Below are 15,080 nucleotides of genomic sequence, written 5' to 3'. Positions count from 1 at the left end.
AAACTATAGGAACATATAAAAAAATGTAAAAATAACTATATGACCATACAATAGTGAGCCGGGCTGCCTTTTGCTAGAATAAAGAAAAACACCGGAATTACACAAACTGGGAAAGGAGCAGCAAAGACAAATCGACGAAAACGCGAATTGATATTTTAACGAATAAACTAAAAAGGCAGGAAATTGATTATGGTATTCAAACAAATGATTGAAGTTTATGATCTTTTAGACGACATCAACGCCAGTGGCAAAAGAGTAGCGGATTATCTGTACAGCATCAAAGATGATGCGGAAATAGAAGTCAAAGCGATTTATGGAGATAAAGGCAAAACGGATTTAATTAAAATAACGATTCCGGGCACAAATGGACGGAGACAAGGCGGCGACGCACCGACCCTTGGCCTGATCGGCAGATTGGGCGGACTGGGCGCCCGTCCTGAGCGAATCGGCTTTGTGTCCGACGGCGACGGCGCTTTGACAGTGCTTACCGCTGCTGCAAAACTTTTGGATATGCAGAAAAAGGGGGACGCCTTAGATGGCGACGTAGTGGTAGTGACGCATATCTGCGGCGATGCACCGACGGAACCTCATGAACCTGTGGACTTCATGGACTCTCCGATCAGTATGCAGCAGTGCAATGACGCAGAAGTCTGTCAGGAGATGGAGGCGATTTTGACCGTAGATACGACAAAAGGGAACCGAGTCATCAATACCATGGGATTTGCCATCTCTCCCACGGTAAAAGAGGGCTATATTCTGCGTACCAGCGAGGATTTGCTGGATTTGATGGAGATGACCACAGGGAAACTGCCTTTTGTGTTTCCTATCACGACGCAGGATATCACGCCTTATGGCAACGATCTATATCATCTGAACAGTGTTCTGCAGCCGGCCGTTGCAACCAATGCGCCTGTAGTCGGGGTTGCAATAACGACAGAAGTGCCAGTGCCGGGCTGCGGTACAGGCGCGACCCACGGGGCGGATGTGGATATGACAGTAAGGTTTGTTCTGGAAGCGGCCAAAGCTTATGGCCGAAAACAGTGCAGCTTCTACGATGAAAAAGAATTTGAACATCTAGTAAAGCTTTATGGCAAAATGAACCATCTGCAGACGATGGGAGAAGCGTGATGAAACGAATCGGACTCATTACCATCGGTCAGTCGCCCAGGCTTGATATCCTAAGCGATATTGAGTCCGTCTTTGACGAGGATGCGGAACTTCTACAACGCGGCGCCTTGGATAAGCTGACGCAGGCTGAACTTGCTGCCCTCACACCCAATGAAGGTGAGACTGTATTGGTTTCCTGTCTGAGAGACGGAACCGCTGTCACAATGGCAGAAGAGAGAGTCATCGGCCTATTACAGACTTGTATTGCAGAACTGGAAAGCGAAGGCGTTGCCTGCATTCTGTTTCTATGTACAGGTGATTTCAAAGACAGGCTCACTGCAAAAGTGCCGCTGATTTACCCCAACAGAATATTGACAGGGTTACTACCGGCGCTCTGTGAAGATCATAAACTCATCGTAATGGTACCAGATCAGGAACAAGCCGCAGACGCAGTGGCGCAGTGGGAAAGTCTGGGCCTAGAGACGCAGGTTGTTCCGATCTCCCCTTATGAGGGAAGCCAAGAGGATTTCTGCACGGCAGCAGAAAGCATCAAAGAGTCGGAAGGAAGCTATGTGCTGCTGGACTGCATGGGTTATACCAGTAAAATGAAACATCTCGTCGAGTCTATTTCTGGTAAAATCGTTATACTGCCCAGAACTTTGTCTGCTTCCATCGTTCAAGTGTTAATATCTTAGAGGAGATTGCAGATCATGATAGGATTAATTGAAATCGCAAAAAATGTTCTTTTAGATTGTATGAATCTAAAGAAAGAGGAAACCCTGCTGGTCATTACAGACACGCTGAAATATCATATTGGAGAGGCTTTCTACGAAGCGGGCTTGGAGTTGGGATGTGAGTCTCTGCTGATGGCCATGAGAGTGAGGTCGGTATCGGGAGAGGAACCGCCTGCAGCAGTGGCAAAGGCCATGTTAGAAGCGGATGTCATCGTCTGCCCTACGGAAGAATCTCTGACGCATACTGATGCGAAAATCGCAGCTGCGGCAAGAGGCGCTAGAATCGGTACGATGCCCGGTATTACAGAAGAAATGTTTACCCAAGGAGCAATTACAGCTGACTTTAAAGAAGTTGAGAGGAGAACCCTGGTTTTGACGGAGATGCTTTCTAAGGCCGATGAGGCGGTCATTGAAAAGGATGGTCTTGTGATGAAGCTGAACTTGCGCGGCAGAAAAGGTGTCGCCAGCACCGGGGTGTATAAGGAAGCTGGCACCAGCGGCAATCTGCCGTCAGGTGAGGCCTACATTGCACCAGTGGAAAACGGCGTCAGCGGAGAAACCGTGATAGACGGTTCCATGGTTGGCATCGGCACGCTTCGTACGCCTTTGAAAGCAGTTGTGCAAAATGGTCAGCTGCAGTGTATTGAGGGAGAAGGAACGGAAAATTTAGAAATCCTCTTTGAGAAGCCGCAGAATGGAATCGTAGCAGAGCTTGGCATCGGCACCAATGAAAAAGCGCTGCTCTGTGGTAACACGCTGGAAGATGAGAAGGTCTACGGCACAGTGCATATCGCCTTTGGAACCAATACATCTTTTGGCGGTGAAAATAAGGCGGACTGTCACATGGATGGAATTATCTTAAAGCCGACGCTGTATCTGGACGGTCAACTAGTCATCAGGGAAGGCGAATTTGTCCTTTGTTAATAGAATGCAGATCAGAAGAAAAGCGGCCAGTCATGAAAGACCGGCCGCTTTTATCATCCTTGTCTAGTTATCAAGCAGCTCTTCAAGAATAGCTACAGCGTCTTCAATGCAGCCATTGCAGCTTCTGAGAACTTCACCGCCGTCCATACCTTTGATTTCACGGCAGATGGTGGATTGATTCATCTCCAGGAACTTATTAGTGGCTTCCTTCATCAGCTTATAGGACTGGCTCTTTGACTTGGGCTTGTCTAGGTTGCCATCGGACTGTTTCATGCCGATGACCATGGCCATGCCGGATACTGCGCCGCAGGTACTAAAGGTTCCCATGCCGCCGCCGAAGGCCTCTGAAAGCTTGAATGCGGTCTGAACATCTATTCCCAGGTCTTCACAGAATGGGCAGACGACCGACTGGGCACAGTTATAACCTTTTCCGTGCAGTTCTACTGCTTGTTCTTTTTTATTCATATATTTCACCTCTATTTTACAATAAATTTTGGATTCTTTACATATACATTAGCATCCTTTACGATGGTCTCTGGCTTTGATTCCAGAACCTCCGGATTGCTCAGGTATCTTTTGAACTCCTTAAAACAGCGGCCAAAATAGTAACCGCTTTCGATTCTTTCGTCAGTTGTGACTTTGACAGGAATTACCTTTCGTTCTTCAATCACTTCGCCGATTTTGAACAGCTTTTTCTGTGGCTGCCCCATGGCGATAAAAAGCCCAGTCGTTCCAAAATCGTATACGTGATGATATACGGCGTTCAATCTGATAGACGCCAGGTTGGTGATAAAAAGAGAGGTGTGGAAGGGACTTCCGTCAATCACAGCAAAGGGCAGAGAAAAATGCTTGTCCCACCATTTGAGGAGACTGACCGTAAAACGTATCAGAAAAGGCACTTTCATGACCTTGCGAAGAAGTTTGTCCATTGAACTGGTCGTTCCGTCGGAACGATTGATCTGAATGGCTTCTGTCACCTTTCTGTTTACCTCAAAGATATCGTCATCCAAATTAAAATAAACTTTTGCTACAGTTTCCTCTCCGCTGTTTCCGTTGGATTTTAGGGTTACAAAGGAAACGCAGAAATGATTTCTGGCAAAGATTCTCTTGTTTACCACAAAGCGATTCAGGTTCGGGTTCTGGGACACCAGCCTGAGATAGGCTGCCACCATCACGCTCATATGATTCATTTTGATCCCCCTGCTGCGACACTTGTTTATATAGCTCTGTATTGAGTCCAAATCGAGATCCAGGTCGATGTAATTGGTCGCGTCATACCGTTTTGTCATAATATGGGGTATGATTTCATACATCGGATCGCAATTCTTTAGCCTATATCCGTCTGTTCTATTCATTACTATCTCCAATCGCTAATCTGCCTGCAATTATACTATAAAAAGGTTGTTTAATCAAGAAATCAACGTTATAATTAATATATTATTAATCTTTTCACGTTTTTTATAGGATGACAAATATGGAATACAAAATTTACAAAGAGGACGATTTTCGCGTATCCAACTGGATGGGCGGGAAGACGACGCAACTGGCTATATTTCCAGAAACTGCAAAGTATCTGGAACGTAATTTTATCTGGCGTTTAAGCTCGGCGACCTGTGAAAAAGAGGAGTCCGATTTTTCGAAGCTAGCGGAATTTGATCGGGTTCTGATGGTGCTGCAAGGGGATGTAGTGCTGGCTCACCAGGACGTGCGAGTAGCCAGATTGGGAGAACTGGAACAGGACAGCTTTGACGGCGGATACAGCACCAAAAGCTTTGGCAAAATTACTGATTATAACTTGATTTTGGCTAAAGGAAATAAAGGATTTCTCGATGTCATCACTCCTGGCCCCAATAGTCAGACACCGGAGCTGGAGTCTTATCCGGAATATGAGCAGTTCACGCAAGGCTATTATTGCCGCGATGGGTTTGCCACAATTACCATTGACGGCGAGACGATGATGCTGACGCCGGGACAGCAGCTGGTTATAAACTGTGAAAACGGCAAAGCTCCCGCGCTGTCGGTCATGGGCGAAGGCCATCTGGTCAGAGCGCAGATTTTCTATAATTATCATCAGGAGGAGATGGGGCCGACGATCATACCAAAAGAAAAAGCCTGCTTTGACGATTATAAGGCGTGTATCTTTTTGGCCAACACCCAGTTCAGAGGGGCCAGTTTTATTTTTAAAAAGCTAAAGAGCCAGTGGTATGACGAGGAGTTGACTGCATCGATTAATAAAATCGAAAAATTATACCTGACATTCTTTATCGGCACATTTGGTTTTGCGGCTTTAGCTGTTTATGGGCTGGAACGTTTTACTGGCATAGAATGGGTTCTTTCGATTGTCGGCTGGTTTCTGATTGATATTTTCCTCATTTCACCGTCACTGTATTTGGCTGTGGTGCCAAAGCCGGTGAGGAAGCATATTAAGGATATCAACAATCTGACACCTTATGAACAAAGGGTCTTGGAGAAGCAGCTGGCGACCAACGAGCGCCTGGAAAAATTACTAAAGAAATACAAGAACTCCGGCAGATATCAGTATGACGAAGATGGAAATTCAGTGGAGTATCCATATAAAAAAGAATAAAAAAGGCACTGGAGTTTTATTGGCATGGGATGTCAAGAGCTCCAGTGCTTTCAATTATGGGTCTTTTTTATAACATAGGTGCGACGCAATCTTATACACTCGTTTTTTATTATGTAAGAAATATGGATGAAATCGATATTGACGGAATATCAAAGAACGTACCTTGCAAAGCGTCGCCCCTTGTGGGCGACATGTGGAAATAGGAATCTTTGATTCCGTCATTTCCACGTTTTTTATTCTACGAAAACTGCCGTAATGTTTTTGGCAGGGTCTCCTTTATGCTGGACCACACTCAGCTCCCATCCCAAATTCCTGACGGTAGTGTACACGTCGATACCCAGGGCATATAGAGGCGGTCTGACTTTTTTTGGAGCTGCACATTGGCCGCATGCGTCAAAAGCGCAGATTTCGCAGTTCTCACACTCTGTTGCGCCAAAGGCAAAGTGGCAGCCGGCCAGGAAAGCAGCGCTTTCCAGCTCCAGCGTGATCTGCTGTCCCGCTTTCAGGTTATCTGTGCAGAGAATGATTCCCCAATTGTAGTTTTTCATGATGTCTGCATAGACTAGAGAGTTTGCTACATCTTGTTTTGTCGGGCAGTAGGGCATACCGCCAGGACATCCAAAAAGGCATTTTAGAAAGGTTCTCTGATCAAAGACAATCTGATCCAGGGTAAAAATCTCTGCCCTCAAAGCGCCCTTCTCTATTGCCAGCTGGCGTAATTGGTGTTTTAACGTTTCATTCAATTTGCCTTCCTCCTTCATTTCTATGATTTTAGCTTGTTATTATTCTATCACAAGATAAACGCTATAGGGTAATGCTGGATTTATATAGCGTGATATAGAATAAAACTATATCTGAGACGATGACGAAACTAGATGCGCCGTGCGTAGCCTTCCAGCGCACGGCGGAATTCTCTGCCTAGCTCTGTAGGAACCGCATCTTTATGGGTAATGGTACCCACCTGCATTTTTTCATCAACATTTAGAGGTAAAGAGATAATATCATCTCCGTGCAAATACTTCGGAAAAACGCCGGAAGAGAAGTTATAGCCGTTGAGTCCGATCATAAAATTGACCACGGCTGCGCGGTCACTGACGCGGATATTCTTTTTTACGGATTTAAAACTGAGAATTTCTTCTGAAAAATAGAATGCATTATTCTGGCCCTGGCTGAGTGAAATCCTTGGGTATTCTTGCAAATCCGCCAATTCGATGATCTGCTTTCCTGCCAGGGGGTGATGACGCCACAAGAAGACATGGGGTCTGACGCAGAATAGCTCAGAAAAAATTAAATTGCTTTCAGATAGAATTTTTCTGATAACACTTTCATTGTAATTGGATAGGTAGATGATTCCCATCTCGCTGAACAAGGTCTTCACATTTTCGATGACTTCATGGGTAGTGGTTTCATATAAGGCGAAGTCATATTCTTCTTGGCCGAATTCACTGACGAATTCTACAAAAGCGTTGGAGACAAACGGATAGTGTTGTGTAGATACGCAAAAATGCTGTTTTGCGTGTCGTCCGCTGATAAATTTGGCTTCCAGCAAATCCGTCTGCGTCAGAACTTGACGGGCATAACTGAGAAACTCAGCGCCTTTGCTGGTAATCGAAACGCCCCGGTTATGACGAATAAAAATCGTTGTTTGGATTTCCTTCTCTAATTCCATAATGGCACTGGAAAGACTGGGCTGTGAAATGTATAATTCCTTTGCAGCTTCATTGATGGAACCTTTTTCTGCAACTTTGACGGCATATTTCAATTGCTGTAATGTCATGATGTTCTCCTGTACTCGAGCCTTTAAAAAGGAACTCTGCCAGCAGGCAGAGTTCCTGAAATAATAACATTATTTAATCGTTACTTTCTTGCTGACCGTCTTGCCGTAAACTTTTTCGCCAATCACATAGGTGTAAGGTCTTACGCTGACAGTGTATTTGCCCTTAGACAATTTCTTCGTGGTAAAGGTCTTACCTGGTTTAGACAGTGAAGATACAGTCTTGCCTTTGGAGTTAGTTACTTTATAGTAGAATCCATATGCTTTGCTGTTGCCGTTGATCTTAACGGTGATCTTTTTTGTCTTAGTGGACGCCTTTGCCGAAGTAATCTTGGTCGTGCGGGCGAGGGCTGCTTTATATTCCTTGATAGGGGCTTTGTCAGAAGCAGTAAGCACTTTGATCCTGCCTTCAGTCTTTGCATACTGCTGGCCGATGGTTCCGCCTAGCTTTTCGATATATTTCTGGATAACCTCAGTGTCAACCAGCGATTCCTTAGTGACTTCTTTGCAGCCGTCGAACATGGTGAATCCGTCGCCCTGCTGGGTGAGGATGTAAGTCGTGGATGCAACGGTGTAAGTTTTCTTAGGGTCGATTGGCACGCCGCCTACTTTGACGTTGACGACTCTTCTCGCACCGGCAACCTTGACGAACATTTTATTTTCATCAATTACTACAGTTGAAGGAACGGTGGTGTCGATTTCGTAGCTGATGCCGGATACCTGCAAGAATCCAGCTACTTCATCTGGTATGTTTGTGGCGCCAAGTTCTAAAGCGTCTAAAACTTGCTGACCGGTTGCTTCGATGACGCCACACATGTTGCCCCAAGGATGGAGGGCGATGATATCGCCGTAGGTCACGTCTCCGGCCTTGATATCTGCACGGACTCCGCCGCCCTGAACGATTCCGATGTCTGCGCCTCCGATGATGCGGTAAGCGTCAGCACAGAAGTTGCCCATGTTGGTTTCCTGGTTTCTGACAGCGCGCTTGCCTTCAGCATCTAAGGTGGTTAAGAGGACTTCAGAAGTGCCTACCTTTTTAGAAGAAACTGCCTCGATTTTGTCTTTTACTTCTTTAATCAAAGACGCAGTCTTTTCATCTTTTTCTGCATAGTCTGTAACCAGACTAGTTGAGATTTTACCGTCTGCTGTGATGATCAATTCACCGATAGCAGCCAGCTTGGTTCCAGTCTGAGACAAAGTGACTTCTTTGCCATCCTTGTCTTTTACGGCTTCACTAGCTACAGTGCTGTGGGAGTGGCCGTCGATAAATGCATTGAGGCCGGTGGTGTTAGCGATGACTTCCCTGGAAGTCCAAGGCTTGCTCTGGTCGTCGATTCCCATATGTCCGAGAGCGATGACGTAGTCAGCGCCTTCTGCCTTTGCTGCATCGATGGCGTTCTGAACAGCTTTATAGAGCTTCTTGCCTGTCTTGTCGTTACAGAAGTCGTAGATATAATTGCCTTTTTCATCCTGGAAGAAAGCCGGCGTAGATTTTGTGATGGATTCCGGTGTGCTGATACCTACGAAAGCGACCTTCTTTCCGCCTAATTCTTTGATAACGTATGGATCAAAGACTGTCTTGTTTGCTTTGGTATCCGTGAAGTTGGAACTGATGTATTTAGCGTTGGATTTTTTTGTCAGTGCTAAAAATTGATCCATACCAAAGTCGAACTCGTGATTCCCTGGTATTGCTACGTCGTAGCCGACCTGATTCATGATGTCGACGATGTAGTCACCTTTGGAGAGAGCGCCTGCCAGGTCTCCCTGGATGGCATCGCCTGCGTCAACAAGGACGACATTTTTCGTCTCTTTCAGCTTGTCTGCCTTGTAAGCGGCGAGACCGGCATAACCGATACTGTCGTCGATTCCGCAATGAACATCGTTGGTATAGAGAACCACGATGTCATCAGATTTTGCGTTTGCGGCAAAGACCATGGACGGCATCATAGCTGCGACCAGGCATACTGCCAACAGAATCGTCAAAAGTTTTTTCTTCTTTCTCATAATTCGCCTCCTTAATGGTACTGGTCCCGATTTGCGGAGTAAATCGAAGGACAGACCTTATGCTTTAGCGCCCCGCGAACAAAGAGAGCGGAAGGGCGCTAGTCGTATAATGGTACTGGTCCCGATTTGCGGAGTAAATCGAAGGACAGACCTTATGCTTTAGCGCCCCGCGAACAAAGAGAGCGGAAGGGCGCTAGTCGTATAATGGTACTGGTCCCGATTTGCGGAGTAAATCGAAGGACAGACCTTATGCTTTAGCGCCCCGCGAACAAAGAGAGCGGAAGGGCGCTAGTCGTATAATGGTACTGGTCCCGATTTGCGGAGTAAATCGAAGGACAGACCTTATTAAAGAAATAAGTAGTTTATTTATGTAAAGCATCCAGGAATGCTTTTACATCGTCTTCTGTCGTCCCCCATGAGGTTACAAGTCTGATAGGAATCATGCCGTCCTTTTCTGGCGCCCATTCATAAAAGAAGAAATTCTCTTCCAGTTCCTTCACTTTTGCAGCGGGAAGAATAGGGAAGATCTGGTTCGTATGGGAGTTGCCCAGGAATCCATAGCCGGCTTTTTCGATGCCTTCGCGAAGCATCTTTGCCATAGCGTTGGAATGTGCAGCCATCTGGAAGTAGATGCTGTCCTCACCGCCTTTGAGCAGAGCTTCAAACTGTACGCCGATGAGACGTCCCTTTGCCAGCATGCCGCAGTGCTGTTTGATAACCCATCTGTAATGATCGCTGATCGCCTTGTTAAAAATAATTACAGCTTCCCCAAGCAAAGCGCCATTTTTTGTTCCGCCTATATAAAATGCGTCTACTAATTGTGCAATGTCTTTGATTGTCAGATCGCTGTCCTCACAAGTCAATGCGGTCCCTAGTCTTGCACCGTCCATGTAGAGATACATGTCGTGCTCTTTGCAGCATCTGCTCAGTGCTTCTAACTCTGCCTTTGTATAAATCGTACCCAGCTCAGTGGTATGAGAGATAGAGGCCATCTTTGGAATCACAGTGTGATCGTCTTCAAACTCGTCCCATGCTGCCTCGATATGTTCTGGTGTCAGTTTGCCGTCTTCGGCATCGTAGTACATGATTTTGTGTCCGGCTGCTTCTACACCACCGCATTCATGGGTGCAGATATGGGCCGATTTTGGCGCTACAACTGCCTCATAGGAACGCAGAGCAGCTGTGATGGTGATGATATTCGACGGTGTGCCGCCCACCATCATATATACTTCGCAATCCTGTCTGCCGATTAAATCCTTAATCATCTGTGCAGCGTGTTCGCTGTGTGAATCCAGGGCGTAACCGTCAGTGTGTTCTAAATTGGTGTCAATTAACGCCTGAAGAACATCCGGGTGTGCACCCTGGCTATAGTCACTTCTAAAATAAATCATTGTAATCTTCCTCCTCTAATCTGTCAGATAGATATATTATAGAATAGTTTTCAGAACAATTCATCTACTTTTATCTTTTTTTGCAAAGAAATTTGTGTATTTTAGAGGCAAGAAAATTTGCTAAGGCAAGAAACCTTGCCTTTTTATGGCGCAAGATTTCTTGCGTGGACTGAATCATTACCTGTATGACGGCTGATTTTCAATGTTCCTTAGATTGGCACGATGTTTGCTCATTAATCTAGTGAAACGTTTCAATATCAAAAAGAAGATGGAGGAAGATCAATGTGTAAAGGATATGATGAAAATTTACTCACAAAGTTCAAAGAGGTGGCAGAGCGTGAGCATCTGCTGCCGATGAAAGTTTCGGACTTTTACAAGAAGAAGGTTGATGAGGAGGTTGCGGCTATCGGGATTGGAGGACCGCTATACAAATGTGTATATCCCACGGAGGAGAAGCTGACTTTGTTTGGTCCAGGCGAAGTGGAAGACTTTGTACAGGAGTACAATCACTACCCGGTGCCGGGAAATACGGATATCGTCAGACAATATCCAAACAGACTGCTTTTTATGACTACGGAAACGTGTGTCTGTAATTGTGCCTATTGCTTCAGAACAATCAAGCTGGCCGAATCAGGAGATATTACACAGCGGATCAGGAATAGCTTGGACTTGCTGATTGAGTATTTAAAAGGACAGCCTGAAATTGAAGAGGTCATTCTTTCTGGCGGCGATGCCTCTCTCGTTCCGGTATCTGTTCTGAGAGAGATTTTTACAAGAGTTCGGGAGCTTGGAATTCCACATTTGAGACTGCACACGAGAGCCATCGTGTACAATCCGGAGGTCATCACAGATGAGCTCATCGCATTGCTGGCAGAATTTGATGTGCGCCTTGTTTTTCATATCATGCATCCCTATGAAATTTGTGATGTAATTAGGAACAAAGTCGAGCAGATTAGGAAGGCGAATATCAGAATGTACAACCAGCATCCGCTCCTTGCCGGCATCAACGACGATCCCGAAGTGCTAAAAATCCTATATACGGAGCTTGATAACATGAGAATCAGGCAGATGAGTGCATTTACACCGGATATTATCGCTTACAGCGCTTCTTTCCGTATTCCATATCAGAGAATTTGCGAGATTTTTGACCACCTCAATTACCATTCATCTGGCTGGGTAAACGCGATCAGATTAGTCGGAGCGATTCCTCCAGGAAAAGCGAGACGATATAATATTACAAAATGGGATGAGGAGAAAGACATTATTACGTTTGAGATCAACGGTGTGCCTTTTGAATATGTGGATTTCCCGGAGGAACTATATAAGAAGTCCGAGAAAACAACCTTATTATGGAGAACGTATAAGTAATGCTGAAGGCTGCCATAGCAGCGCCAACACAGAATTTTTTGTGTGCTGCTATGGCATATACGAAAGAAAGGGAGTAACCCATGAATATTGAAAAAAACAATGAGATCAAACCGACTGCAGCCAAGTGGTATCATGCGGTCTTTGTAGTCGTCTGCATGCTGGCATTAATGGTGGTCGGTGTCGGCCTTTGGGGGCAGGACCCACACATTATGATATTCCTGACGATTATTATAGAAATGATCATCGGTCTTCTTTGTGGACGCAAATGGAAAGATTTGATTGGCGCTTTTGTTGGACAAGTAAGTCAGTGCATTGAGGCGATTTTTATCTTGTGTCTGGTGGGCATGCTAATCGGCGCCATGGTCTGGTCAGGAACCATTGCTTCCATCGTCTATTATGGGCTGCATATGTTGACGCCAAAAACGTTTCTTCCTGTGGGCGCACTGATTCTTGCAGTCGTAGGTCTTGCAACCGGCTCTTCGTGGACGGCAATCGGTACAGTCGGCGTCGCCTTTATGGCAGTCGGTCAGGGACTGGGGATCAGTCCTGCGGTCATCGCCGGCTTATGCATTTCAGGCGGTTATTTGGGAGACAAATTCTCCCCCTTGTCAGATTCGACTAATCTTGCAGCGGCAACGGCACAGACACCTTTGTTCAGACATGTGCGGGCAATGGCGACGACCACATTCCCCAGCTTTGCAATCGCACTGGTGATATGGACTGTTATGGGACTTTTTGCAGATGGTACTTATGACACTTCTCTGCCAGATGAAATCTGTAATACAATTATGGGATATTACGACTACATCAGTCCGGTACTATTGCTGCCAGTAGTCATTATTATCATTGTTTGCGTTCTGCAGGTTCCTGCAGAAGCAGGCTTGGCAGCCGGCATTTTTTCTTCATTAATTCTCGCTATGATATTTCAAGGAGCCAGCTTGAACGATTGCATCACTGCGATGCATTTCGGCTACGAAGGAGAGTCGGGTAATGAAATTGTGGACTATCTGATCAATCGCGGTGGTATGGATTCTATGATGTGGACAATCAATCTGATCATCCTGGCCGTGGGCTTTGGCGGTATATTCGTGGAGTGCGGCTTTGTCGAAGCTTTATTTGGAAGTCTGATCAAAAAGGTAAGAACTCCGAGTCAGCTTGTTTTACTTACGCTTGTCTCATCTATTTTCTGCGATTTCCTCCTTGCTGACCAATACCTGGCAATCGTCATTCCAGGCACCATGTACAAAGAGAAGTACGATGAACTAGGATTGGACAGGAGTTTCTTATCCAGGACGCTGGAGGATGCGGGGACGCTGTGGAGTCCGTTATGTCCGTGGAACGCATGTGGCGTATATTGTACAGCAACGCTGGGTATGGGACCTCTTGTATATGGACCTTGGGCGTTCATGAATTTAATCAATCCAATTTATGCCGTAGTCACATCCTATCTTGGAATTGGTGTGAAATACGCAGACGGAACAAGTGCGTGGTCTCGACAAAAGTCCGAAAAATAGACTACGTAAAATATTGCCCTTGGCCCAGCGCTTAGGGCAATATTATTTTCTTTTCCCATATGATATGATGTTTCTGCATTTTATACTGCAAAGCCTGTCTTGTCAGGCCTAATTTTTTTGCAGCTGCGGTGATGTTCTCACTTTTTTGCAGGGTGTTTAAGATGATTGTCTTCTCATAGTCATTGAGATGGTTTTGGAGAGAAAACGCAGACTGTCCCAAATCCGGCATCACAGAGGGCAGATTTAATTCTTCCAGCGTACTTTTTCTAGGCAGGATGCGCGCAGGAAGCTCCTGCAATGTAATATATTTGCCAGTGGTCATATTGACGGCGTATTCTATGGAATTTCTCAGTTCACGAATATTTCCAGGCCAGTCATTATTGACTAAGGCGTTTTTGGCAAGGCTGGTGAGGCCTTCGATATTTTTGTCCATCTGCTGGCTATAGTAATGGATATAGTGGTCGATGATAGGCAGAATATCCTCGGGCCGTTCTCGTAACGGAGGAATATGGATATCAATCACATCGAGGCGATAATACAGATCCTGCCTTAATAGACCAGTGCTTACGGCATCCTCCGGGTTCATGTTCATGGCTGCGATAAAACGCACATTGACTTCAACTTCCTTTTCGCTTCCAATGGGACGGAATTTCTGCTGCTCGATCACTTTTAACAGTTTTGGCTGTAGTGAAATATCCATGGAGTTCAGTTCATCTAAAAAGAGTGTGCCGCCATCGGCCATTTCTAGAAGGCCTTTTTTGTCTTCTGCTCCAGTAAAACTGCCTTTTTTCGTACCGAAAAGCAGGCTTTCAAACAGAGAAGCCGGAAGCGCAGAACAGTTCACGGATACAAAAGAGCCTTTGTTCCTGCTGGCAATATGGAGGCTTTCTGCGATGAGTTCTTTGCCTGTTCCGGTTTCACCCCAAATCATCGCGCAAGAAGAACTGGAAGACAGCTTGAGGATGTCTTTTTTGATTGCCTGCATCGTTGGATTTTCTGTGATGATATCGTCAACGGTATATAATTTCTTCCGGCTGTTGAGACTGCCGCTGTCTTTTACGTCAGAGGATTTTTTGTGCGGGATGTGGTTCTTTGAAATTAATATTGAGAATTCGATGCTTCCGATAGGGGTTCCGCTCTCTGAGGTAATGGGGAAAGAGGAATTGACGAAAGAATAATGATTCCCATACATATCTATGAGGTTCTGCTTTTCATTGATAATGGGACGGTTCGTGCGCATCACGCGAAAGTGCGTGCTGGTTTCCTTCGTCAGACTGGGATACACATCCAGGATATGCTTCCCGATATAATTATCTTTCGAGAGACAGGCAAGGGCGTGGTCATAAGTGGCAGAATACTCCACATATCCATCTGCATCAATCATCAAAACGGAATCTGGCTTGTCAAATAATTCGTTGATGTATTTGCTGTAATTTTCAAGCATGACGATGGTTCCTTTCGTGTAAATGGCATCTGTCTGATAATGCTATTATAGAATAGCTTTCAGAACAATTCATCTATTTTTTTCATTTTTTGTCTGAGCTAACTGTAATGTGCAAGATCAGATAACAAAAAAATGCGAGTGCAGAAAGCGGTTTTACCCGTCATTCTGTAAAAACAAGTCGAAAACTTAAAGATTTTAAGTGCAGTCACAATAAAGATACACGTCGCAACAAA

The 15,080-nt window shown here is 45.3% G+C and carries 13 protein-coding genes; 6 read left to right on the top strand and 7 right to left on the bottom strand.

All coding sequences use genetic code 11. The annotated features are described in order from the left end of the window. Nucleotides 1-189: 189 nt before the first annotated feature. From BN6539_RS00770 to BN6539_RS00760, 3 genes are read left to right on the top strand one after another with little or no spacing between them, the layout of a single operon-like run. Nucleotides 190-1,128, top strand: a complete 939-nt coding sequence (locus tag BN6539_RS00770) for a DUF1177 domain-containing protein (protein WP_067532486.1) — start codon at nucleotides 190-192, stop codon at nucleotides 1,126-1,128. After that, entirely contained in the window at nucleotides 1,128-1,802 is a 675-nt protein-coding gene (locus tag BN6539_RS00765; RefSeq protein WP_067532484.1) for an AroM family protein, read from the top strand. The genes BN6539_RS00770 and BN6539_RS00765 overlap by 1 nt, the downstream gene beginning before the upstream one ends. A 15-nt stretch (nucleotides 1,803-1,817) precedes the next feature. After that, nucleotides 1,818-2,765 (top strand): aminopeptidase, encoded by a 948-nt coding sequence (locus BN6539_RS00760; RefSeq protein WP_067532481.1) that lies wholly within the window; start codon nucleotides 1,818-1,820, stop codon nucleotides 2,763-2,765. Between the two features lie 63 nt (nucleotides 2,766-2,828). Here BN6539_RS00760 and BN6539_RS00755 read toward each other — a convergent pair whose 3' ends face one another. Beyond that, nucleotides 2,829-3,230, bottom strand: a complete 402-nt coding sequence (locus BN6539_RS00755; protein ID WP_067532478.1) for a C-GCAxxG-C-C family protein — start codon at nucleotides 3,228-3,230, stop codon at nucleotides 2,829-2,831. Between the two features lie 11 nt (nucleotides 3,231-3,241). Further along, the gene (locus tag BN6539_RS00750) at nucleotides 3,242-4,120 is read right to left on the bottom strand and encodes a hypothetical protein (RefSeq protein ID WP_067532475.1); all 879 of its coding nucleotides are present in this window, start codon (nucleotides 4,118-4,120) and stop codon (nucleotides 3,242-3,244) included. A 119-nt stretch (nucleotides 4,121-4,239) separates the two neighbouring features. Here BN6539_RS00750 and BN6539_RS00745 point away from each other — a divergent pair, with 119 nt between their 5' ends. Beyond that, on the top strand, nucleotides 4,240-5,352 hold the full coding sequence (locus BN6539_RS00745; RefSeq protein WP_067532472.1) for a HutD/Ves family protein: 1,113 nt from the start codon (nucleotides 4,240-4,242) through the stop codon (nucleotides 5,350-5,352). A gap of 233 nt (nucleotides 5,353-5,585) precedes the next feature. On the opposite strand, the gene BN6539_RS00740 is transcribed toward BN6539_RS00745, so the two are convergent. The 4 genes from BN6539_RS00740 to BN6539_RS00725 all read right to left on the bottom strand — a co-directional run bounded on the left by BN6539_RS00740 (nucleotide 5,586) and on the right by BN6539_RS00725 (nucleotide 10,521). Further along, nucleotides 5,586-6,095, bottom strand: coding sequence for a DUF2284 domain-containing protein (locus BN6539_RS00740; RefSeq protein WP_067532469.1), 510 nt, complete (start codon nucleotides 6,093-6,095; stop codon nucleotides 5,586-5,588). A gap of 128 nt (nucleotides 6,096-6,223) precedes the next feature. Next, nucleotides 6,224-7,129 (bottom strand): LysR family transcriptional regulator, encoded by a 906-nt coding sequence (locus tag BN6539_RS00735; RefSeq protein WP_067532466.1) that lies wholly within the window; start codon nucleotides 7,127-7,129, stop codon nucleotides 6,224-6,226. 69 nt (nucleotides 7,130-7,198) lie between these two features. After that, nucleotides 7,199-9,130, bottom strand: coding sequence for a bifunctional metallophosphatase/5'-nucleotidase (locus tag BN6539_RS00730; protein ID WP_067532463.1), 1,932 nt, complete (start codon nucleotides 9,128-9,130; stop codon nucleotides 7,199-7,201). 362 nt (nucleotides 9,131-9,492) lie between these two features. Continuing rightward, on the bottom strand, nucleotides 9,493-10,521 hold the full coding sequence (locus tag BN6539_RS00725) for a threonine aldolase family protein (RefSeq protein WP_067532460.1): 1,029 nt from the start codon (nucleotides 10,519-10,521) through the stop codon (nucleotides 9,493-9,495). A 282-nt stretch (nucleotides 10,522-10,803) separates the two neighbouring features. Between BN6539_RS00725 and BN6539_RS00720 the strand changes: the two genes are divergently transcribed. Both BN6539_RS00720 and nhaC read left to right on the top strand, forming a co-directional pair. Next, nucleotides 10,804-11,889, top strand: a complete 1,086-nt coding sequence (locus BN6539_RS00720) for a radical SAM protein (protein ID WP_067532458.1) — start codon at nucleotides 10,804-10,806, stop codon at nucleotides 11,887-11,889. Nucleotides 11,890-11,969: 80 nt separating this feature from the next. Continuing rightward, nucleotides 11,970-13,403: a Na+/H+ antiporter NhaC gene (gene nhaC / locus BN6539_RS00715; RefSeq protein ID WP_067532456.1), complete on the top strand. Its 1,434-nt coding sequence runs from the start codon at nucleotides 11,970-11,972 to the stop codon at nucleotides 13,401-13,403. 31 nt (nucleotides 13,404-13,434) lie between these two features. Here the strand turns inward: nhaC and BN6539_RS00710 are convergent, their stop codons facing one another. After that, nucleotides 13,435-14,847, bottom strand: a complete 1,413-nt coding sequence (locus BN6539_RS00710) for a sigma-54 interaction domain-containing protein (RefSeq protein ID WP_067532454.1) — start codon at nucleotides 14,845-14,847, stop codon at nucleotides 13,435-13,437. Between the last annotated feature and the right edge of the window lie 233 nt (nucleotides 14,848-15,080).

It is taken from the genome of Emergencia timonensis, assembly GCF_900086585.1.
GTDB lineage: Bacteria > Bacillota > Clostridia > Peptostreptococcales > Anaerovoracaceae > Senimuribacter > Senimuribacter timonensis.
The sequence above is the reverse complement of the archived record's forward strand: the minus strand, read 5'-3'. Positions and strand labels throughout refer to the sequence as shown.